We start from the raw sequence: 21,782 nt of genomic DNA on the forward strand, positions 1-21,782 counted from the left end.
CGCAGGCTAAAACCTGAGGCTACCAGCATATTGCCAAGACGTCTACCTAGAGCTGATAACCCACTGCCTCCCAATTCGAAATTCGCAATTCCAAATTCGAATTCCTGAAGCCCTTGCCATGAGCCCTGCGCCCTGTGCCTAACGCCTTTCCCAATAACTGACAACCAATAACAGCTCACCAGGTTCCCAGCCTCCTAGCTTCCAAGTCCTCCAGTGACCAATAACCCAACTAACCCGTCAAAACGGTTTCCCACACACCTCACAGATGTGCTGCCGACAAATCCACTCCTCGGTCCTGACTGCCAGTCTTTCACCAAGGATCTTGGAAATGTTGAGAAATAGCCGCGAACTTATGTGTGGGAAAATCCTTCGGAGGCGCTGCAATGATTCCCAATCTATACAGAGGACCTCGGATTCATTTACTGCAACCACATCAGCGGTGCGGCGCACCGCATTCACCAGGGCAATTTCGCCGAAGACATCACCAGGATGAAGCTCTTGCAATTGCTCTTTTCTGCCGTCTTTTCTATCCACTTCTGCCCTTGCAGTGCCATCCAGGAGCATATACATGACCCTCTCGAGCTCATTCTTGCGAATAATATACGAGCCGGGTGAAAATGTCTGGACGTGAGAAACCAGCACAATTTTCTTCATTTGCCACGAACTCATACCCTCAAAGAGCGGCGACTTTTTGACCACACGCTCGCGGAGATCCAGGGTGAGCATATCCCACAGAGTAATGAGACGTGTGGAGATCAACAGCACAGGCGTAAGAAACAAATCACCTATCAGGGCAAGCAGCATTACCAGAGCCGAAAGCACACCAAAGTAAATCACTGGCACAAAGTGAGAAAAGCTCAACAAGGCGAAGCCCACAGCCAGTGCCATGGAGGTTGTCATCACCGGCCTGATTTCGCTGTGAATAGAGGTCACCATAGCCTCTTCCTGGTCATTTAGTCTCTTCATTTCACTATTGTAGCGAACCATCAGATGAACAGTATCATCTACAGCGATGCCGATGGCTATAGCAGCAATCATGGCGGTGCCCGTATTCAGCGGGATGTTGGCCAGTCCCATGATTCCGAAGATGATAATGATAGGAAAAAGGTTGGGAATCAATGAGAGGAACCCCGCCTTGAATCGCACAAAGAGGAAGCTCATCAAAATGAAGATGACCAGAAGCAGCAAAGACAGAGATAGGGCTTGCCCGGTGGCCATGGTATCTGCCGCCTTGTTTATGAGAATTCCCTCACTGGTGACAGTATAAGAGACTCCGGGCCCCAGCGTCTTGCTCATGAAGCTCTCCAGGTCCTTTACCACCCCTCTGAGCTCGTGCGAGGAGGAAATGTTGTGCCGGACAATAATATTGGTTTTGCTGTAGTCGGCCGAGACGTACCGTTCCAGGTCATACCGTTGAAAAAGGAGAAGGTATTGAGCTATGAGGTCGGCAGATTCAGGGATCACATAGGCCTCATTTTGTCCTCCTTTCATCTCGCGATTTACCAGGGCTATGTAATCAGCCAGAGAAAGTGTTGCATCAATCCGGCCACCATCCTGCAAGTATTTCTCTATGGCAAAGATCTTGTCGAGCTTCTCTGGAAGCTTGAACGCTCCTGCCAATCCCGCATCCAGGGTAATAAAGAAGTTTTGCGCGCCGCTCATGTCCCGATGCAGCATTCTGCTCCTGACATTAATGGGAGAGTCCTGTTTGAAATAGCCCAACAGGTCATTATTCACCCTGATCTTGAGGCTGCCCATGCCAATGAGGTAGGCCCCGGCAAGGAGTCCCCAGAGCACCACACCTCTCCTTGTCCTTACCAGCCGCACCACCACCGTTGCTAGCCGGTTGAAAAAGGAGTGACCTGCAGCATTAACCTTTACTCGCCTCTGTGCCGGCGACTTTCTGTCGCCAAAATATCGAAGGTAGACTGGATCCACGGAGAGAGTTATCAAGAAATTTGCCGCCAGCCCAAAGGAGGCCACCAGGCCAAATTCTCGCAGCAGGGTTATCTTGTTGACGGCGATGGAAAGAAAGCCCAGGTAGGTTGTCACGGCAGTGAGCAAAATTGCCAGACCAACCTGGTGGGCCGTGTGTTCAATGGCAGCCATGCGCTCGTGGCCCGCCTCCAGACCGGCAAAATACTCAGAAACGATGTGCATGTCTTCAGTGGAGCCTATGACAATGATCAGAGACGGCACGATGACAGTGAGGACGTTTACCGGAATATCCAGCAAGGCCATGAAGCCGAGAGTCCAGATGATGCTCAAGCTCGCAGTCAGGCAGGGAATTATGGCTCCGTTGACGCTGCGCAAACAGACCATCAGGATGAGCAGCACTACCCCGATTGACAGAGGCACCAGGGTCAACTGGTCGCCAAGAATGAGTTCTGCCAGCTCAGTCCGCAGATAAGGCATCCCCAGCTGGAAGACCTCCTCTACCTGCCCCTTGAGGGGCTGGATGGCTGTTTCAATATCCGCAGTGATGCGTTTGTAATAATCAGTCGCACCGCTTTTCGGTTCGACCATGATGTTTATGGCCATGCCCTGGCCATCCCTTGATATCAGGGTTTTATACAGCAACGGGTTGTGGACGGCATCCTGGCGAATCAGAGCCAGTTCTTCAGAATCTTCTGGAATCCAGTCCAGTAGCGGCCCTGCAAAAATGACTCCGCCGTCGTTCTTGAGATTTACGGCATTGAAAAGGCTGTCTACCCTGGTGACGCCGGGAATATCCTGCAGAGCATAATAGACGGCTTGCACAGCCTGCAGCACTCCGGGAGTGAAAAGGTTCTTGTCACGGATATAGACAACCGTAACGTCGTCGCTGCCAAAAGTCTTCAGGGCATTCTGGTAGAGGTGCAGCTCCGGGTCGCCTTCAATCATCATACCCGAGGCTGAAGCATCTATCCTGGTGCGGAGGGCAAAATATCCAAAGAAAACGGTAATGGCCAGTATTATAGCCAGGACAAGCAAGCCATGGTCTCTGCACCATATCATAACCCTGGCCATAAGGAGCCTCTCAGAAAGAATCGGTTGCCATTACAAGCGGCGGTATCAATGAAGGCTGTGGGCAAATTCACGACTATGGAAGAGGATGCTTGCTGTCATCCGCCCCGCCTTCCATATCTCCAGTTCCAGCCCGTTTCACCTGACAGGCCTTCCGAGATTATCATTGTGGCGTCAGGGCGGTTTTTTAATTTACTTCTTTGTTTTGGCTTGTTTTACGTGCTTACCTTTCAGGATGAAATGGGTGGTAAACATTTCATTGGGCATATCTATATTGATCTTTCTTTCGAGAGATTTGAGAATGGTCTTGTGGCGGCGTTGGACGTTTTCCATAGTCCCCTGTTGGGGCCTCCATACTTCAGAGGTCACCTGCTCCCAGTCTGATCCCTGAAGTACTTTCAGTAACTTGCCGCGTTTATCATAAAACTCGGCTTTTGGAGAAAAAAATGTGTCCTGCCGAACCCAGATGATCCGTTTACTGTAACCGCTGTCTCTCTTGGCTTCTCTGGTATTCGGCACTGCCTCCACAACAAAGCATGGTTTGCCGTCAATGATCTCATCCGGCAGACGGTAATAGGCGTGCATGCTCAAATCATCTGTGCGCATGTCTTCATAAGCAAAATCAGTCCCCATAAAATAGGTTCGCTGATTTCCCTTGGCAATCCGCCGCAGATTCCCCAGGGCCGGCAGGTATAAGTACTGCTCATCTTCTTCATTCCTGTGCTGAATAAGCAACAGGGCTGTACCACGAACATCAGCGGGACTCAAGAATACCAGCAGGGTCCGATAAATATCCGGTTCTACTTCTTTGATATAACGGCAGACCTCTCTCTTTTCCTGGTTGCCCTGAGAGTCCACCAGTATCATTTCAAAAAGCTCTTGTTCCGTCCTGGTCTTCTGCCGCCGGCCCGCTTCTTCCAGAATCTGTCGCCCGCTCATTTCCACAGCCGGACTGAAGGCGGGAATACACAAGAGTCCTGTGAGGAGCAGCGCCACCATTCTCAACATCATAAGGTACCCTCCCGCTGTGCACTCTTGGGTGTTCAGTGCTTATCCAATCGAAATGCCCCGAGTCGGAGCAGTTTCTAAATCCGAGATAGCCAAATTATGTGTCATTAAAAGGCCCGGACAAAACAAGACATATCTTGGTCAGAATGTATATACCCTTTTTGATACTACAAAGATGCCAGGATAGCAAGATGCAAGGCACATGGTGCAGGGTGCCGGGTAAAGATGCCTGGCAACGTGACTCGTTTTCTTGCTCTGTCAGTACCACACCTCTAACGTGAGCCGTTTACCCAAATGCGCTCCATAACCCCACCCAACAACAGAACTGGCAACACCTGCCAACCCAGGCTAAAGCCTGCGGCTACCTGAGATATCTGACTATGCTATTTGCGGAGCAGCCACTCCCGCCAAGCACCTCCGCTCGAGGACCCCGGTTGCGGTCAGGGTTACGATGCCCGTTTCGTCCAGCGGCCACGGCTTTCGGCTATTCTTATTATCTCAGACATAGGCCAATCAGAACAGCCCTCCTGGTGAGACGGCGGGAATGGCTGCGCAGCAAAGAGCATTCGGAGCTACCGACAACTCATTTCTAGGAGCTCGGCTACGGTTACGGTCACGAGGCCCGTTTCGGCTCTCGGCAACGGCTCTCGGCTATTTACCTGGAAAAACTCATGGAAAAAACCTCCAAGTGTAACGGCAGGAATGGCTGCGCAGCAAAGAACATTCGGAGCCACCGACAACTCATTACCCGCCAAAAGAACAACCAAGGTTAATATGAAAACATGCCATGCCCAAAGGCCAACTGCGGCTGCCTGGAATTTGCGACTATGTTCTTTGCGGAGCAGCCCTTCCTGCCAAGCACCTCCGCTCGAGGACCCCGGTTGAGGTCAGGGCTCCATAAGCCTGCCCAACAACAGAACTGGCAACACTTGCCAACCCAGGCTAAAGCCTGCGTTGTCCTGTGTTGATATCGATTTCGAGAAGCAATAGTCCCGTGGCACCGTTGTAATAGCGGCCGCAGGCTTGGCTTTGAGGCTAGCCAGCAGCAGCGCGGCGGTAAAGGGGGTGCACTTTTATTTTGCCGTCAACCGATAACCGATAACCCTCTCCCCTATGCCTTGCGCCCTGCGCCTTGCGCCTTTTCCAATAACCGCTGTTCCATAGAGACCAGGGGGCGCACCCTGATGCCAGCCTGTAATCCTTCAACAGGGCATTTGTTTTCACAGATACCGCAGCCGATACAACGATCTAGAATCACCACTGGCAGCTTCACTGTGACCACTTTCCCATGGGGATTCATCTTTTTCTGGGGTCTCAGCACTATCGCCTTGGGCGAGGTGGGACAATGCTCTTCGCAAACCAGACAGTTCTGTCCACGAGCGTAAGGAATGCACCGACTCGGATCAGTCACTGCTTTGCCGATCACAGTGCGCTGCTTTTCAGCCACCGAAAGTGCCCTGATGGCCCCTGTGGGGCAGGCCTGACCGCAAAGAGTGCAGTGAAACTCACAGTATCCCTGGCGGGGAACAAGGCTTGGTGTCCACAAGGCATCGAGGCCACCTTGCAATAGGAGCGGCTGCAGGCCGTTGGTGACACAGACTTTCATGCAGGCACCGCAGCGAAGGCAGCGCTGCAGAAACTCAGATTCTGGCAAGGCGCCAGCAGGCCTGATAGCTTGTGCCTGCGCCCGCTTAGATCCCACCTTGAGCAGGGGCAAAGATACTGCAGCGCTCACGACTGCCAGAACGATCCTCCGTCTACCAATGTCGGGATGCGGCACTGCTGGCTGGGAAGCTTTGAACCTGTATTGCACCCTATTTTCCCGGCAACTGACCTGGCAGCTCATGCAGAGAATACACTCTCGGAGATTCTGACGGCCGCTCTCTGTTGCAAATGAATCCATTTTACACAGAAACTTGCACTCGCCACAGTCCCCGCAGAGTTTGGCGGGCAGGCGGCGCAGACGGCGCCAGCGGGCGAACAAGCCAAACAGGGCTCCCAGGGGACAGAGGTTCTTGCACCAGAATCTGCGTTCAACCAGTTCGAGGAGCAACACTCCTATGAAGAGCAGGCCAGTAAAAACTAGTAAATGATAGGACAGGGCGCGCTCCGCCAACAACGGCCCCTTCAAGACGCTATAGATGGCATCCAGACTATCGCCCCATTTTTCCGGGGAGAGTCCGAACAACAAGTCGAAGAGCCGCTCTCCGGAATAGGAAGCAGCTGGATAGATTGCCAGAGCAAGAGAACGGAAAAAGAGTGCCAGAGGATCAAAGATGCCAATCCAGTTAAAGCCAAAGATCGCCAGTACAATCAGGACTAGCAGCAGGAGGTATTTGATCAGGCGGTAAGAGGGAGAGAGGTTGCCAGGTTGTCTCCCACGCCGTGCATTCAGGGCTGTACCAATGCCATCGAACAGGGCCCCCAGCGGGCAAATCCAGGCGCAGAAAAATCTGCCCAACAAAACTGTCAGCAGTAAAACAGCCAGGGCAGGCAGAAAAAACCACGTCCATCGCCAGGAAGCAACGATCTCAGATAACCAGAGAAGGGGATCGAGCCGAAAAAAAAGGTGAAGCGGGCCCTGCAACAGATTTTGATCCTGGTAACGGTAGCGAAGAAAAAGATAGAGGAAAAAACAGAGTGAAATTACCTGGCTGAAACGGCGAAGCCACAGCCACGCCAACCCACGCTGGCGCAGGCCGTTCCCCGACTGCTCGCTCATACTTCCACCAGGTTGATTTTGTTCAGGTCTATCTGGCCAAAACCCATCTGATATCCGTAGCGAATGTAACCGATGTCCTCACCTTGCAGGCCAAAAAGGGTGGCTGCATAAGAGTCGACCGCTACGGGATCAGCACTGGCCGCTACCCGGTTGAGCACCCGGACATCATCCAGGCTGCCCCCCGAAGGTCCATTTGCCACCATCATGTGGGTGGCATCTATAATGCTCAGATCAGCCCGCAAACCAGTGTTCAGATCGGCAATGTGCTGATGCAGACCGCCCACGTGCAACCGCTCCCGCCGTCCGCCCACCAATCCCATGATGTTTTTCATGCTCAAGCTCAAACGGGCACTGCCATGCTGCTTTGCAGGGGCAGCGACAATCAGGACGTCAGCCTCCAGAGCATCCCGGTAAAAGGGCCACTGTTTCAGGGAAACTCCGCGGGGTAACTTCACTTCCACAAAGCGCCTGGGATTCAAATGTTTGATCTTTGCCCTGTCACTGCCAATACTTCTAACTGCATCCAGAATGCCACTATCCCTATAGCACCGCCGCGGATCGTTGCAAGGACGATCCATCACAGTTACCTCTCCGGCTCCAGCTTCGAGACAGAGCTCCACCAGCCGTTTCACCACCAGCGGATTAGTATTGGCGCCAAACTCCGGCCTCCTGTCCCAGCTGATATTCGGTTTGACCACCACCCGCTGGCCGGGCTTGACAAATCGTTCCATACCCCCCAGGGCATGCATGATGTCGGTAAGCAGGCGAGAATAATCCTGGTTAGTGCCAGTTGCCACCCGAGGCAAATCCGGAGCAGCCAGGGCAAATTCAGAGAAAAACTTCTGGAAGAGGCTTCCATCCAGACCAAGAGCCATGGCGAAGGTGGCAAGCATTCTCTTGAGAAAAGTTCTCCTTCGCATACCTCTCTCCTGAAATCCATATGCAAATACGCTAGCACCTTTTATATCAGCATGCAAGAGTTACTTTACCTTAAAAGAATCATATTCATGTAAGTGTGTACAAAAATGTTCATGAGACTTTCTAGACGATCTCTCACTGGTAATGCATCCGCCATACCAGCCTATCCTTTTGGTGCAATACTCCTTCGTTACTGCTGGGTCAGATAGGGAAAGCTTCATGGGGTGTTCTCTATATGAGTGCTCACCTCTTCCAGCACCAGCTCCAGAAGCTTCGGCATCTTCGCTGCTACAATCGGGCTCAGTTCCATGCCCCAACCGATCACTGCTGGTTCCATGCCGTAGATCACCGCAGGACCAATTTGATAGCCCATCAATTCCGCCATCTTCATCAGATGAGCAAAATCCACCTGGTGTAGACTCAGGGGTTGCTCTTGATTTTCTTGCAGGTCTTCAGGCCGACAGCGGTATATGTCCCCAGGCTCACCGCCTGCTTTTATTACATCTATAATGATTACCCGGCGCGCCTTGTGCAGATGCGGCAGCAGGTCTAACGTGGAAGTACCGCCATCCACTACCTCCACCTCTGCTGGGAGCTTGCGCCTCATCAGCTCCTGAACAGCATGAATGCCCACACCCTCGTCTGACATGAGAAGATTGCCAACACCAAGTATGACGATTTTGCCTTCAAACATTTTCCGCTACCCTTTTGACTATTACGCTGACGGCCAGGGCTATGAGGTCAGTTTCGACTAGCGGCTATGTCAATCGGTTCTTTATTCGTTGCTGTGACCCGTTTACTGTCGCGGCAAGATGCCGCTCCCACAGAAAGAAATTGTTGCTCATATCCTTCTGTGGGAGCAGCGTCTCGCTGCGATACCTCAATCGGCCAATCATTACACCTTGCCGTCAACCGTCTAACGAAACGCGCTTCGTAACCGTAGCCACAAACCATGCTCCAAAGCCTCACAACGCAGTCTGAAGCCTGCGGCTACCAATATATTGCCAAGACGTCTACTGATAACCAATAAGCGATAACTGACAATCCCAAAAAAGAGGCTGCCCAGAACATCCTCTGAGCAGCCCCCCAATCGAGCAGTTTAACTTTTCCGAGATCAAGCAATCTTGAACTCGTAGCGCTTCTTGCTGTCAAGGTGCAGCACGTGCACCGCACATCCCAGTCACGGGTCAAAGGCGCGTACCACCCTCACCACGTTCACCGGATTCTTCGGGTCAGGAACAGGCGCTCCGATAAGGGCCTGCTCAATCGGTCCCGGAATGTCCTTGTCATCCCTGGGGCCAGCGTTCCAGAGCGTCGGTGAAACCACTTGATAGTTGTCTATCTTTTTGTCCTTGATAACGATCCAGTGAGTCACCGAACCCCGGGGCGCTTCGTTCAGTCCCATGCCCTTCGATGAGGCTGGAATTGGCGCCTCTTTGTAAGTGGCAGCTCCTGGCTTGAGCTGCATAGCCCACTCTATGCACTTGTCGACTATCAGGGCACACTCTTCGGCCCTGGCCGCATGGCGTCCCATTATGGAGAATGCCTTGTCGCCCAGAGCGCGGAATGGCACCTCTTTGCTGGTGGAAACGCCGAGGAACCTCTTGGCATGATCGCTCACCGGTGGATTGGTGATCCACATTCTTGCCAGCGGGCCAACCTCGTGCGGTTTACCGTTATACCGAGGTGCCTTGATGAAGGAGTAAGCGCCCGACTTGGGGTACATGGGCACAGTGCGACCTTCAAATGGGTGCAGGTTGGTGTAGTTTTCAAACCAGGAATGTTTTACCTGCTCCCTGATAAGCATGGGATCTAATGGGTAGTCTTTCCCTTCTGTGTACACCCCACGTTTGAGAAGGTGAGTCTTGTCCTCGTTGTCCAGTGGAAAGACGCCGGTGGAAAGGAAATTCTTGCAGCCGGTACCTACTTCGAAAAGATCCATGTAGACTCCAGCCACCTGGTACACGGTTGGCACATAGGTTTCGTGGACAAACTTTTGAATTTCTTTCATGCGCCATACATAGTCAACGATCATGTCTGCCGAAGGCTTCTCTGTTGTGCCGCCAACCACAACACCCTGCACATGAGGCATCCTGCCGCCAAATATGGCCAGGGCCTCCTGAGCCTTCATCCTCATATCCAGCGCCTTCAGGTACTGCTTTACGGCTGCGTCATTAACGGCTTTAGGCAGACGATACACATCAGGCCCGTCGTATCGTGGCACGAAGGGGGCGATTTCAGGCCCCTTGACGTAATCGAGAGCAGCCAGATGATAGAAATGAAGGATATGGGACTGCACGTAGTTGGCGCCCAAGATGAGGTTGCGGATAATGCGGCCATTGGTGGGCGGGGTAACGCCGAAGGCATCATCCAGTGCCAGCACCGAAGCCTGGCAGTGACCGGTGGGACAGACGCCACAGATGCGCTGGCTGATCTGGCTGGCATCGCGCGGATCTCTCCCCTTGAGTATGATTTCGAACCCTCTGAACATACCGCCGGTCGTCTTGGCATCGACTACTTTGCCGCCCGCCACCGTCACCTCCACTTTGAGATGCCCTTCGATGCGGGTTACCGGATCCACCACAATCTTTTGGGGCCCGGCAGCCGCTGCAGCTGGCGCAGCTTTCTTGCCGCCCGACGGAGTAAGACAGCTTGCCATGTTCTCTCCTCCTTATTTTCCCTATCCAAGAGATTCGTAGATAGGCTCGTATTTATCCCAGAAATCCGGCTGGACGCAGCCTATGCACAAAGCGTTCTGGACGCACCAGTTGACACCGTTGTTCCAACGCCTCTTCCAGCAGTCAGCATAGGTTTCCGGCCCCTTGCAGCCGAGTTCGTAGCGGCATCCTTCGTCGCCAAACTTTTTGGCGAATACACCGTATTCGAAGTAGCCACGGTAAGGGCAATTGTCATGAATCAACTGGCCATAAAAGAGAAGAGGCCGGCCAAGTTCATCAAGTTCTGGGATTCCGTAGAGCAGAACATGGGCGAGCGTCCCCACCATCCAGTCGGGGTTAGGCGGGCAACCGGGAATGTTGATGACCGGCGTCTTTATCCCGTATTCTTTGAAAATTTCCATGACGCTCTTGGCGCCAGTAGGGTTTGGTCTTGCCGCTGGAATGCCACCGTAGCATGCGTCGGTACCCACTGCTGCCACGGCTGCAGCTTTCCTGCCCAGCTCTACCACTTCGGTCAAAATTGTTCGGGTATTGCCGTGATACGTGCCTACCTGACAATACATGCCATCCTTGTCCGTGGGAATCGAACCTTCCACCACGAGATAAAATTTGCCAGGATATTCCTCTGCCGTCTTTTCCATCGCCTCGATTGCCAACTCACCAGACGCAGCCATGACAGTCTCGTGGAACTTCATACTGATTATCTTGGTGAGCACCTCTTCGATGGTAGGGTGCACCGTGTTCAGGATGGATACCGAGCACCCCGTACAACCCTGTCCCATGATCCACACCACAGGCGGATTGCCGGCAGCCGCTTTCTCCAGAGCCTCTACAATGGGGGCCGGAGCCAATTGGGAAAGGCCGACACCCGCAGCGGAGGCCCCGCACAGCTTGATAAATTCTCTTCGAGATAGACTCATCTAAAACCCCTCCATCCACTTCATGTTTATCAGCTCTTTGCTCCCCTCAAATAAAACTACCCGCTATCCCTCCTTTCCTAGAGAAATGTAACTCCAACAAGATATTGCTCAGGTGCCAAATAAACCCCCGCAGTGCTGCTTGAACCTCTGCACAGGGGCATATTCTGGCTTCAACTTTAAGACCTCGAGCTATCGCCAAAAGCCTTTTGGGCTGTACAACTAACAGCTATTCGATGCAAATAAGTACGTCAGTTGATCAAGAATCGATTACGTTTGTGTTCTCAGGTTATGACTGGTGAGAAAATATGGTCTATTGGATGCTTCGTGCTTGTTCTTACATAAACTATGATGTAGCACTCTGTATATATGAGCAGAAAGTTTTTGTCAAGAGAGCCGGGGGTCCTGTTAGCCCGGATTGAGATTTTTTTTCTGGATTTCTGCAGTGGTTTTCTCGATTTCGACGGCAACGGCATGAAAAACATCCAGCAGCTTTCTGGCCTGTGGAGTTAGCTCCATGCCTCGTTTCCCGGGTTTGATTTCTACCAGGGGCTCACCCAGCCGCTGTTCAGAAGCTCGCAGCTTGCCCCAGGCCGCCCTGTAGGATATGCGGCAGACTCTTGCTGCCTCTCGCAGGGATCCCTTGCGATCAATTGCTTCCAACAGCATACAGCGACCTTTGCCGAGTACAAGACCGCCATTTTCCTCGAGCCACCACTTTACCTTGAGCTCCATGGACTTTCCCTTGTTATGGCATATGTCGTTCGCATCTCATTCTGGATAGGACTTATCATGGAACTGTGATTCAATCAATCAACATCTGAAAACAGTTGACAGGGTCTGCAAAAGAATCTACAATTCACCCATTACAAGTGCAGTATTTTATTAGAAATTTTCTCTTACCGGATTGGAGAATCCTCAAATGTTCGGAATAGGGATGCCAGAACTTCTTTTGATTCTGGCTATCGCCTTGATTGTGGTCGGGCCCAAGAAGCTGCCCGAGTTGGCTCGCGCCCTGGGCAAAGGCATCAACGAATTCAGGCGAGCCACAAATGAACTCAAAGACAGTTTAGAGGTGGACAGCGCCATTTCCGAGGTCAAAGAGACCATAAGCGAGGCCAAGGCACAAATGGCAGACGTCAAGATCCCTCCTGAACCTTCCAGCAAGGCAGAGGACAGCGCGGAAACCGGCGACACCCTGGAAAACGACAATACAGAAACCGATTCGCCCGCCTCTGCAGCTCCTGAGAAACCGTCCCATGGCAGAGAATGAGACTCTCGATGACAAGATGCCTTTCACCGAGCATCTCGAGGAACTGCGACAGCGCCTTATTGTGTGCTTCGTGGCCATCGGTGTTGGTTTTGTAATCTGTTACTTTTTTGCCAAGCAGCTCTTTGCCATCCTCATGCGGCCCCTCATCCAGGTCATGCCTGCGGGTGACAAGCTCATCTTTACTGCTCTTCCTGAAGCATTTTTTACTTATCTCAAGGTGGCATTTCTGGCAGGGGTTGGTCTTGCTACCCCGGTAATCATTTACGAATTCTGGCGTTTCATCGCCCCGGGTCTCTATCAGAAAGAACGACGGGCCCTCCTGCCAATCGTGCTTTTTTCTACTTTCTTTTTTGTAGGAGGGGCGCTTTTCGGCTATTTCGTGGTGTTTCCTTTCGGATTCAAATTCTTCATCGGTTTTGCCAGCGAAAACATCAAGGCGCTGCCGAGCATTCGAGAATATCTCAGCTTTGCGGCCAAACTACTTTTTGCTTTTGGTCTAATTTTCGAACTGCCGCTATTCACCTTCTTTCTAGCAAGGCTGGGCCTGGTAGATGCGAAGCTGCTGAGAAGCAAACAGAAGTATGCCATTCTCATTATTTTTGTAGTCGCAGCAATCCTCACTCCACCTGATGTGGTCACCCAGATAATGATGTCAGGTCCTCTCATCCTGCTTTACGAATTAAGCATATGGATTGCCAGGATATTTGGCAAGAAATCACCTGCGGCTGAAGAAAAGGAAGAACCTGCTGCTTGAAACTGCAGTGAGGGCTACGGCTACGGTTACGAGGCCCGGTGAATCACTAGGCAACACTGGTTGGTGGCAAAATGAAAGTGCCCCCCTTTCACTAGCCAATTGCTGCGGCTAACCTGAAGGCTGAGCCAGCGCCCAGTATTAGATTGGCGCCATGGCGCAATTGCTTGCCGAAATAGCTATCAACACAGGACAACGCAGGCTAAAGCCTGCGGCTACCAACTCGTTGCCGTTGCCCTTTTGACGTGCTCGGCTAGGGCCAGGGCTACGAGGCCCGTTTCGGCTGGCGGCCACGGCTTTCGGTTTATCTTGACCTACAACAAAGGTCAAAGAGAAAAGCCCTCCCAGGGAGACGGCAGGAATGCCTGCGGAGCAAAGAACATTCGGAGCCACCGACAACTCATTTCGGGGAGCTCGGCTACGGCTACGGTCACGATGCCCGTTTCGGCTTCCGGCCACGACTCTCGGCTCTTCCTTCGTTGCTGTGACCCGTTCACCTTCGCGATAAGATGCCGCTCCCACGTTTATCGGTTACGGCCAGGGTTAGGATGCCCGTTTCGGTTCTCGGCCACGGCCCCCGGCAAATCTTCATACGCAACATTGCTCAATGGAAACACCCTCCTGATGTGATGGCAGGAATGGCTGCGCAGCAAAGAACATTCGGAGCCACCGACAACTCATTTCTAGGAGCTCGGCTACGGCCAGGGCTACGAGGCCCGTTTCGGCTGCCGGCCACGGCTCTCGCCTAATCTTGTTATCCGATACTTAAGCCAATGAGAACAGCCATCCTGGTGAGACGGCAGGAATGTCTGCGGAGCAAAGAACATTCGGAGCCACCGACAACTCATTACCCGCGAGGTGAATTGCCGAGGTTGATATGAAAACATGCCATGCCCAAAGGCCAACTGAGGCTGCCTGAAATGCGCGACTATGTTCTTTGCGGAGCAGGCCTTCCTGCCAAGCACTTCCGCTCGGGGAGCTCGGCTACGGCCAGGGCTACGAGGCCCGTTTCGGCTGGCGGCCACGGCTCTCGGCTCTTTCTTCGTTGTTGTGAGACGTTCACTTTTGCTGCAAGATGCCGCTCCTACTTTAGAACCACCAGACACTAGGCAGCATGCAGCAGACACCGACTGAATTGTTCCTGACAACCGATACCCAATGACCCATAACCAGCGGTGTTCATGAATCCAGCTTGACAAAATTTTCACATTTCGGTATACATCATATATTGTATATGCATTATTCTGTGGGTGAGGTTTTGTTTGACGAGGCTACCTCGAGAAAGGGGGTGAAACAGAGTCATGGGTCGAAAAACTCTGATAGTACTCGCGATTGCGGCTTTTCTGAGCGGTGCGGTGTTTTTGAGCTTGAGCGGTGCAGCAGACGCTCCCAAAGTGCCTGATGTGATCAGCCTGAAGTCAACCCTGTGGACGACTCACACCAAGAGTGCCGTGGAATTCCACCATAAAAACCACATTGAAAAGTACAAGATTGCCTGTACCGAATGTCATCACCACTATGAGGGCGGCAAGAATGTCTGGAAAGAGGGGGATCCTGTCAAGAAATGCCAGGATTGTCACAACGAGCCCACCGTGAAAGGCGAGATGAAGCTGCCGCCGGACAAGAAAAAGCTCAATCTAAAACTTGCCTTCCACAACAATTGCATTGGCTGTCACAAGAAGCTGAAGAAAGAAGACCGGAAAAAGTACGCCAAAATTCCGACAACTTGTGCCAAATGTCATCCAAAGAAAAAGTAACAGAAAAACTGTTATAATTGCAGCCAGAGGATTTGCTGCTGTTGAGCTAAACAACCGGGGCCTTTTGAAAGTGGCCCCGGTTGTTTTTTTCCTAGTGAGTCAACTGCGACCCCAAAACTTTTCAAGCCCAGATGTTTCACAAAAGATCAGACTTCTTCTACAGTGATGGCTTCCACCGGGCAGACTTCAACACAGCTTTCGCAACCGAGGCATTCATCGGCCCTCTCTGGCTCTGCCTTACCTTCCACCAGATCGTAGACGTCAACAGGACAGACATCAACGCACTCGCCGTCACCGACACATTTTTCCTTATCCACAGTAATCTGCCACATACGTTCCATCCCTCCTGCCAGACAGCTGTTTGGCTTGATCTTTCTTTATGCCAGTAAAGCAATACCAGACCATCAGGGTTTCCTTTCGCTACAGACAGAAATCTCCGCTAACAATACCCTCTCTCCCGACAATAGAAAAGCCGGAGTCCTGTTTGCAGGACTCCGGCTTTCAAAGCTTTTCTATGAACATGAACATCCGGGGTGCGAACCGTGCTAGACTTCTTCCACTGTAATCGCACCTGCCTCGCAGACCTCGACACAACTCTCGCAACCCAGGCACTCCTCGGCATTCACTGGTTCGGACTTGCCGTCCTCTATTTCGTAGACATCCACTGGGCAGACCTCTACGCATTCCTCACAGCCTGTACACTTGTCCTTATCCACAGTTACTTCCCACATCGATTCGTCACCTCCTTAAGAAGTTCTGCGTTTACCTCACCAAAATACGGTTCCAGGTAACTCTTAAGATAAACAATGATTCCAAGTGGTTAATGCTTTAAAATCTACCTAGCATCTGCCAGCGCCCAATCTATCGTGAATATTTTCTTTTGTCAACCTTTTCTCGCTACCGCCGCGTCTCGTTTTTGATCCTGGAGCGTACGAGGCAAAAGATCTACACAGCAAAAACGAGGTGCCTTTCATGATTTCACTGGTCGAATCGGCTCAGTATTCCTTTCCCAGAGCAAAGAGCTGGGTTGCAAGCGCCTTTTCTATACTTGTAGATCAATCAGCCGTCAAGTGTTATTCTTTTGATCCGTATGCGGACTTCTTTACCAGCTGGGGGAAAACTATGATCAAATTCACTGGCATTCATCACCTGGCCATGGTTACGGCAGACATGGACCGAACCATTCGCTTCTGGCGCGATCTTCTTGGCATGCGACTGGTTGCTGGTCTCGGCAAACCTGGCTATCGTCACTATTTTTTTGAAATTTCTCCACATGACCTGCTCGCTTTTTTTGAATGGTCTGGAGCCGAACCCGTGAAGGAAAAGGACCACGGCTACCCGGTGGCTGGTCCGGTGATCTTTGATCACGTCTCCTTCGGTGTAGAAAGTGTGCATGATCTCTGGGAACTCAAGAACAGGCTCGAGTTGGCAGGCTTCTGGGCCTCAGAAATAATCGACCATGGCTTTATTCATTCACTCTACTCTTTCGACCCGAACGGAATTCCCATAGAGTTCAGTCATTGTGTGAAGGGGGTCGATATCCGCAAGGAGCCCACAATGGTGGACAGGTCGCCTTCAGCAGCAACCAGAGAAGGACCCGAGCCTTCTTTAGACTGGTGGCCCATCTCGGAAAAGGGCGAATTCGAGGAAGATCGGCAGGTCTATCCTGGGGAGGGCCTGGAGCTGCTACGTGCCGACAAGAACATCTGGCTTAAATAAAAATGGCCCCCACCTCGAGCTGGGGGCCATGAATGCCACTATGGAGCAGTGTGAATGGTTGCTAGGCCGTCTCCTCTTTCACGGTGATGGCAATTTTATAGAGAACCGTGAGGATCAGGAAGCCGGTGGCCCACACCCCTAAAGTAATGCCGATTTCAGGGGGTGTAGGGGCGTATTCGGTGATTTTTTCGAATGGATCCGGAATAAAACCGGCAATCACCAGGGTAATTCCCTTTTCTATCCACAAAGACAGGAAGACCATGGCGCAGGCAATGGCCAGGGTGGTGTCGTTTTGTCGCAAAGAGGGAGTGAGCAGCATCAAGGTGGCTATCAAGATGAGAACCACAAAGGCCCACCACCAGGCAACCAGGTTGCTGTGTCCATGCAGACCGGTAAACAGGTAAACAAACGTGCTGGTATGGCCTGGAATCTGGCTGTAAAAGGCGGTAAACAGTTCAAGGATGACGAAGAAAATACTGATGATCGTCGCATAGAGGACAATATTGGTCAGCTTCTGAATAGCAACTTCCCCCGGATCGAACTTGGAGACCTTTCTGACAATCATGCAAAGGAGGATAAGCAGAGCCGGACCAGCAGCGAATGCTGAACCGAGAAAGCGGGCGGCCATGATGGCCGTGAGCCAGAAGTGCCTGCCCGGCAAACCAGCATATAGAAACGCCGTAACAGTGTGGATGCTCACTGCCCAGGGTATGGACAGGTAAATAAAAGGCTTGATCCAGGCGGGCGGCTTTACCTGTTTCCGTTCCGCGGCCAGCACAGTCCAGCCGATCAGGAGATTCAAGAACAGGTAGCCATTCAGCACTATCATGTCCCAGAACAGAATCGAATTTGGCGTGGGGTGCAGAATTACATTCAGGGCCCGCATGGGTTTGCCAAGGTCCACCAGAATGAACATCAAACACATGGAAACCGACGCGATAGCCAGAAACTCCCCCAGGATGGTAATCTTGCCAAATTCTTTGACGTTGTGAAGGTAATATGGCAGCACCACCATCACCGCCGAAGCCGCCACCCCAACAAGGAAGGTGAATTGAGCAATATAGAGTCCCCAGGACACATCTCTGCTCATGCCGGTTATGGTCAAGCCCTTGCTCAGCTGATAGAGGAAACAGCTGGCACCCAACCCATGGAGACCAAACAAGAGAAACAACAGTCCCCAGTATTTCTTGCTTCCTTTGAGCGCAGTCTCAAACATAGCCACCTCACACTAAGTAGTAAATGTTGGGGCTTGTCCCCAGTTCGGCCTTGCGACGAATGGCAAATCGTGTGCGAAGCACTTCCCTGATCTCAGAGTCCGGGTCGTCCAGGTCACCAAAAATGAGCGCTTTGGTATCCGCAACCGCTTCCACGCAGGCAGGAGGCAACCCTTCAGCCAACCTCTCATCGCAAAAAGTGCACTTTTCCACCACGCCCTTTCCCCGCAAAGGATACTTCGGGTTGGGCGGTTCATTCTCCTTCCAGTATGTTGCCTTGGCATCCCTCCAATTGAAGCTGCGAGCCCCAAATGGGCAGGCCGCCATGCAGTACCTGCAGCCTATGCAGCGGTGCTGATCCATCATGACCACACCATCAGGCCGCTGCCAGGTTGCCCTGGTAGGGCACACCCTCACGCAGGGCGGGTTGCTGCAATGATTACAAAGGAGGAGAAACGGCTTCTCGTGGATCTCCTCCGGCAGGTAGTCATACTCTTGACCGGGAAATACGTGCTCAAAAGAATCATGCCAGATCCACTTGATCTCTTCCTCCGAATTATCGTACTGGGGGATGTTGTGCTCCCGGTTGCAAGCGTCAATGGCCTTCTTTACTGTCTCTTCGTCAAGCTTTGCCACGTCTACAGCAATGGCCCATCGCTTCCCTGTCAGAGCTTTGCTGTCTGTGGTAAGCTCCTGCGCACCCAGTTCCACTCGCTCAAACAGGTCGAAAGCTGACAGGGCCCCCAGCCCTGCCATGGAGATACCCACCAACTTCAGAAAGCGTCGTCTGCTGCTCTCCATTACTTCGTCTCCTTCGGCTCAATATGGCATTCCCAGCAGTAGGGGGTCACATCCATATAATTATGGCACTTGTCGCAGAACTTGCTCTTGTTGGAGTGACACTCCAAACAGGTGTTTTGCAAACTTACCGTATAGTGCTTGCCAGTGCTGGACAAATACACCCTTTCAGCTTGACGTACGGCAGCATTTCTCCACTGGTCAAGCAGCTGCATGTGATATTCAGTCATATACGCCTTGGACTCCACGCATTGTTTAGCTTGCTTGGCCTTGGGTGAAAGTTCAGGCTCGGGAGCCGGCCCGTGTCGTACCAGCCCAATCAAGAAGGGAGAAGTGAAAAAGATGACAAACACGACGATGCCGGTGATGACCTTACCTTTATCATACATCTTCCTCGTCCTCCTCTTCTTCCATGCCAGGCAAAGGTTCTCCACGGAGGTCCATGGTTCTCTTCTTCTCCCCCTTTAGTATGAGGGCATTGGCGACCAACTCGTGAACACCGGTAACGTCCACTTCTGGTACCCAATACTCCATCAAGGGTGGCAGGGTGGCCCTGTCTATAGCACAGATGCAGGCCAGCATGTTGACCCCGTACTTATCATGAACGTACTTGACTGCATTTGCTCTTGGAAAACCTCCCCTCATTCGCATATCCATATATTCATCTGTGTTCAAACCGGAACCCCCACCGCAACAGTAGGTCTGCTCCCTGATGGTATTCGGCGGCATCTCATAGAAATTATTACAGACGTTCTTGATAATATAGCGTGGCTCCTCAAAAATCCCCATTGCCCTGGCTGGATTACATGAGTCATGAAAGGTAACCTTAAGATGATCGTTTCGGCTCGGATCGAGGTTCAGTTTGCCGTGTGTGATGAGATCAGCGGTGAACTCGGTGATATGAACCATCTTTGTCGACTTGGCATTCTCAAACTTGGTTCCTGTAATTGGCGAAACAGGTTCTTCAAGGAAATCGGCAGGGCCATTAAAAGTGTCCATGTACTGGTTGACCACCCTCCACATGTGGCCGCACTCTCCGCCAAGAATCCACTTGACTCCCAACCTTTTGGCTTCGGCGTACATTTTGGCATTGAGCCTCTTGGCCATCTCATGCGAGGTAAAGTAGCCGAAATTACCGCCTTCCGAGGCATACGTACTCCAGGTGAGGTCGAGCCCAAGATCCTGTAGATAGTGAAAAAGCATCATGTAACCCATGCAGGTATAGGTACCAGGGTCAGCAAAGACATCACCGGAGGGTGTGATAAAAAGAATCTCAGCGCCCTTTCTGTTAAAGCTTGGTTCAACTGTGACTCCCGTTATCTCCTCTATTTCCTCAGAAAAAAACTCCAGCATGGAAACGTAGGCATGTGGTTGGATGCCAAGGTGATTCCCCGTACGGTAGCAGTTAGCCACCGGCGCCATAATCCAGTCCAGGTTACAGCCGACTAGGTTCAGCAACTCCCTACCGATGATGGTGATTTCAGCAGTATCGATGCCGTAAGGACAGAAAACTGAGCAACGGCGGCATTCTGTGCATTGGAAGAAGTAATAGAACCATTCCTTGAACACCTGGTAGGTAAGTTTTCTGGCACCGGCAAGTCTGCCGAGAATTTTACCGGCTTTGGTAAATTCTCCCCGGTAGACGGAGCGTATGAGTTCGGCCCGCAATACGGGCATATTCTTTGGGTCTCCGGAACCGATAAAAAAGTGGCACTTGTCTGCACAGGCGCCGCAGCGTACACAGATATCCATAAAGAGTCTGAACGAACGATACTTGTGCAGCCTTTCCCTCATGCCCTCGAGGACAATCTCGAGCCAGTTTTCCGGCAGTTTCCAGTCCTCATCCAGGGGAGACCAATCTCTGGGGTTGGGAAAATCTACAATTTTATGATCCTTCGGCTTTGAGCCGTAACACCACCTTCCCTCCCTAAACTCGGGGGGAATATCCATCCATGCTTTGTCAGGAGGCCTGTGCTCAATCTGTACAAGTTCTTCAGGAGGCGCAACCTTAGCCATTCCTTACTCCTTTTCCACCGGGAGGCCGACTTCTTTCATTTTCTCCCTGAACTCGTCCTCATATTCTTCGTATGTATGCACTTTAACAGGATAATCCCAAGGATTGATGTGTCTGACCATGCGGCTGTTGTTGGCAAGATTTCTCGTTGGGCTGAAAAAGACACCTGGCATATGCAACAGCTTGCTGAAAGGGAAATAAGCAAGCAGAACAGAGAGCAGGAAAAGGTGCACAAAGAAAATGCTGCCGATTCCCTCCGGGACCGTGGGTCGGAAGCTCACGAGACCACTGGCCAGCTCCTTGACGCTGACAATATCCACTCTGACAAAGTAGCGCATGAGGATGCCGGACAGAGTCAAGCCAAGGAGCAGAAACAGAGGGAAGTAGTCTGAAGCCAGAGAAATATACCTCAATTGCGGAACTGCCGCTCTCCGCAAGAACAGATAAAGCAAGGCAAGAACTACGATGATATCCGTAATGAACAGTCCTGGTATGCCTGCCTCGAAAAAGCCGTCCACACTCTCGAGCAGAGTAACAAAGCCGGGAACAGGATCGGCAAAGAAGCGGAAGTGCCTGAGAAAAATTACCAGGAAGCTGTAGTGAAAAGCCAGTGCTGCCAGCCACAGCCACTTGTTGGAACCATAGTCGAGTTTGGGGCCGTCCCTTAATTCGAGCCGGGTGTTGCGGAACAGAGAGCGAAAAGCGAAAACCTCCAGAATCATCCTACCGATGACACCAGCAGTGGTAGTAGGATTGTCAAGAGGGCTAGCTTTCACCCATGAGTGAGACTTCTGTTGCCCGCCTGTTGTAGGAATACGGAAAGGCACTGGCACATTAGCCCACTGGACAATGCGGTATATTATGCCCACAAGGAAGGTGAGCACCGCCAGATACGGGACAATGATGCCGAAAAGGGTATAGAGCCCCATACCCTTTACCCCCACCCAGGCAACGAGAATCAGGACCACAACCGAGATAAAAGAAAACCACGCTCCCATGTATCGTCC

Annotated in this window: 19 protein-coding genes; 4 read left to right on the forward strand and 15 right to left on the reverse strand. The window is 51.8% G+C overall.

The genetic code is table 11. The annotated features are described in order from the left end of the window. Positions 1-237: 237 nt before the first annotated feature. The 8 genes from JRI89_07115 to JRI89_07150 form a co-directional block, all read right to left on the reverse strand. Complete coding sequence (locus JRI89_07115) at positions 238-3,009, reverse strand: MMPL family transporter (GenBank protein MBW2071011.1); 2,772 nt, start codon at positions 3,007-3,009, stop codon at positions 238-240. 189 nt (positions 3,010-3,198) lie between these two features. Beyond that, positions 3,199-4,017, reverse strand: coding sequence for an outer membrane lipoprotein-sorting protein (locus JRI89_07120; GenBank protein ID MBW2071012.1), 819 nt, complete (start codon positions 4,015-4,017; stop codon positions 3,199-3,201). 1,108 nt (positions 4,018-5,125) lie between these two features. After that, positions 5,126-6,736, reverse strand: coding sequence for a 4Fe-4S binding protein (locus JRI89_07125; GenBank protein MBW2071013.1), 1,611 nt, complete (start codon positions 6,734-6,736; stop codon positions 5,126-5,128). Continuing rightward, a complete protein-coding gene (locus JRI89_07130; protein MBW2071014.1) occupies positions 6,733-7,656 on the reverse strand; it encodes a DUF362 domain-containing protein in 924 nt (307 codons plus the stop codon). Before JRI89_07130 ends, JRI89_07125 begins: the two co-directional genes overlap by 4 nt. A gap of 215 nt (positions 7,657-7,871) precedes the next feature. Beyond that, entirely contained in the window at positions 7,872-8,348 is a 477-nt protein-coding gene (locus JRI89_07135; protein MBW2071015.1) for a HyaD/HybD family hydrogenase maturation endopeptidase, read from the reverse strand. A 486-nt stretch (positions 8,349-8,834) separates the two neighbouring features. Next, complete coding sequence (locus JRI89_07140) at positions 8,835-10,313, reverse strand: nickel-dependent hydrogenase large subunit (protein ID MBW2071016.1); 1,479 nt, start codon at positions 10,311-10,313, stop codon at positions 8,835-8,837. 21 nt (positions 10,314-10,334) lie between these two features. Beyond that, positions 10,335-11,252 (reverse strand): hydrogenase small subunit, encoded by a 918-nt coding sequence (locus JRI89_07145; protein ID MBW2071017.1) that lies wholly within the window; start codon positions 11,250-11,252, stop codon positions 10,335-10,337. A gap of 405 nt (positions 11,253-11,657) precedes the next feature. Continuing rightward, positions 11,658-11,984, reverse strand: a complete 327-nt coding sequence (locus tag JRI89_07150) for a LysR family transcriptional regulator (protein ID MBW2071018.1) — start codon at positions 11,982-11,984, stop codon at positions 11,658-11,660. 187 nt (positions 11,985-12,171) lie between these two features. Between JRI89_07150 and tatB the strand changes: the two genes are divergently transcribed. The 3 genes from tatB to JRI89_07165 all read left to right on the forward strand — a co-directional run bounded on the left by tatB (position 12,172) and on the right by JRI89_07165 (position 15,030). Then, complete coding sequence (gene tatB, locus JRI89_07155; GenBank protein ID MBW2071019.1) at positions 12,172-12,522, forward strand: twin-arginine translocase subunit TatB; 351 nt, start codon at positions 12,172-12,174, stop codon at positions 12,520-12,522. Continuing rightward, positions 12,509-13,276, forward strand: coding sequence for a twin-arginine translocase subunit TatC (gene tatC / locus JRI89_07160; GenBank protein ID MBW2071020.1), 768 nt, complete (start codon positions 12,509-12,511; stop codon positions 13,274-13,276). Before tatB ends, tatC begins: the two co-directional genes overlap by 14 nt. A gap of 1,298 nt (positions 13,277-14,574) precedes the next feature. Further along, positions 14,575-15,030 (forward strand): cytochrome c3 family protein, encoded by a 456-nt coding sequence (locus JRI89_07165; GenBank protein MBW2071021.1) that lies wholly within the window; start codon positions 14,575-14,577, stop codon positions 15,028-15,030. A gap of 146 nt (positions 15,031-15,176) precedes the next feature. On the opposite strand, the gene JRI89_07170 is transcribed toward JRI89_07165, so the two are convergent. Beyond that, positions 15,177-15,362 (reverse strand): 4Fe-4S binding protein, encoded by a 186-nt coding sequence (locus JRI89_07170; GenBank protein MBW2071022.1) that lies wholly within the window; start codon positions 15,360-15,362, stop codon positions 15,177-15,179. A gap of 213 nt (positions 15,363-15,575) precedes the next feature. Further along, positions 15,576-15,761, reverse strand: a complete 186-nt coding sequence (locus JRI89_07175; protein MBW2071023.1) for a 4Fe-4S binding protein — start codon at positions 15,759-15,761, stop codon at positions 15,576-15,578. 391 nt (positions 15,762-16,152) lie between these two features. Between JRI89_07175 and JRI89_07180 the strand changes: the two genes are divergently transcribed. After that, positions 16,153-16,749 carry a VOC family protein gene (locus tag JRI89_07180; GenBank protein MBW2071024.1) on the forward strand — a complete coding sequence of 199 codons (597 nt, stop codon included), beginning with the start codon at positions 16,153-16,155 and terminating at the stop codon, positions 16,747-16,749. Between the two features lie 61 nt (positions 16,750-16,810). On the opposite strand, the gene nrfD is transcribed toward JRI89_07180, so the two are convergent. The 5 genes from nrfD to dsrM are packed head-to-tail and all read right to left on the reverse strand — an operon-like array spanning position 16,811 to position 21,773. Next, a complete protein-coding gene (nrfD, locus tag JRI89_07185; GenBank protein ID MBW2071025.1) occupies positions 16,811-17,965 on the reverse strand; it encodes a polysulfide reductase NrfD in 1,155 nt (384 codons plus the stop codon). Positions 17,966-17,972: 7 nt separating this feature from the next. Then, positions 17,973-18,764, reverse strand: coding sequence for a 4Fe-4S dicluster domain-containing protein (locus tag JRI89_07190; protein ID MBW2071026.1), 792 nt, complete (start codon positions 18,762-18,764; stop codon positions 17,973-17,975). Further along, positions 18,764-19,150, reverse strand: coding sequence for a sulfate reduction electron transfer complex DsrMKJOP subunit DsrJ (gene dsrJ / locus JRI89_07195; protein MBW2071027.1), 387 nt, complete (start codon positions 19,148-19,150; stop codon positions 18,764-18,766). The genes JRI89_07190 and dsrJ overlap by 1 nt, the downstream gene beginning before the upstream one ends. Continuing rightward, positions 19,143-20,777, reverse strand: a complete 1,635-nt coding sequence (locus JRI89_07200; GenBank protein ID MBW2071028.1) for a (Fe-S)-binding protein — start codon at positions 20,775-20,777, stop codon at positions 19,143-19,145. The genes dsrJ and JRI89_07200 overlap by 8 nt, the downstream gene beginning before the upstream one ends. Before the next feature lie 3 nt (positions 20,778-20,780). Further along, positions 20,781-21,773, reverse strand: coding sequence for a sulfate reduction electron transfer complex DsrMKJOP subunit DsrM (dsrM, locus tag JRI89_07205; protein MBW2071029.1), 993 nt, complete (start codon positions 21,771-21,773; stop codon positions 20,781-20,783). Between the last annotated feature and the right edge of the window lie 9 nt (positions 21,774-21,782).

The sequence above is a fragment of the Deltaproteobacteria bacterium genome (assembly GCA_019309045.1).
Taxonomy (GTDB): Bacteria; Desulfobacterota; Syntrophobacteria; order BM002; family BM002; genus JAFDGZ01.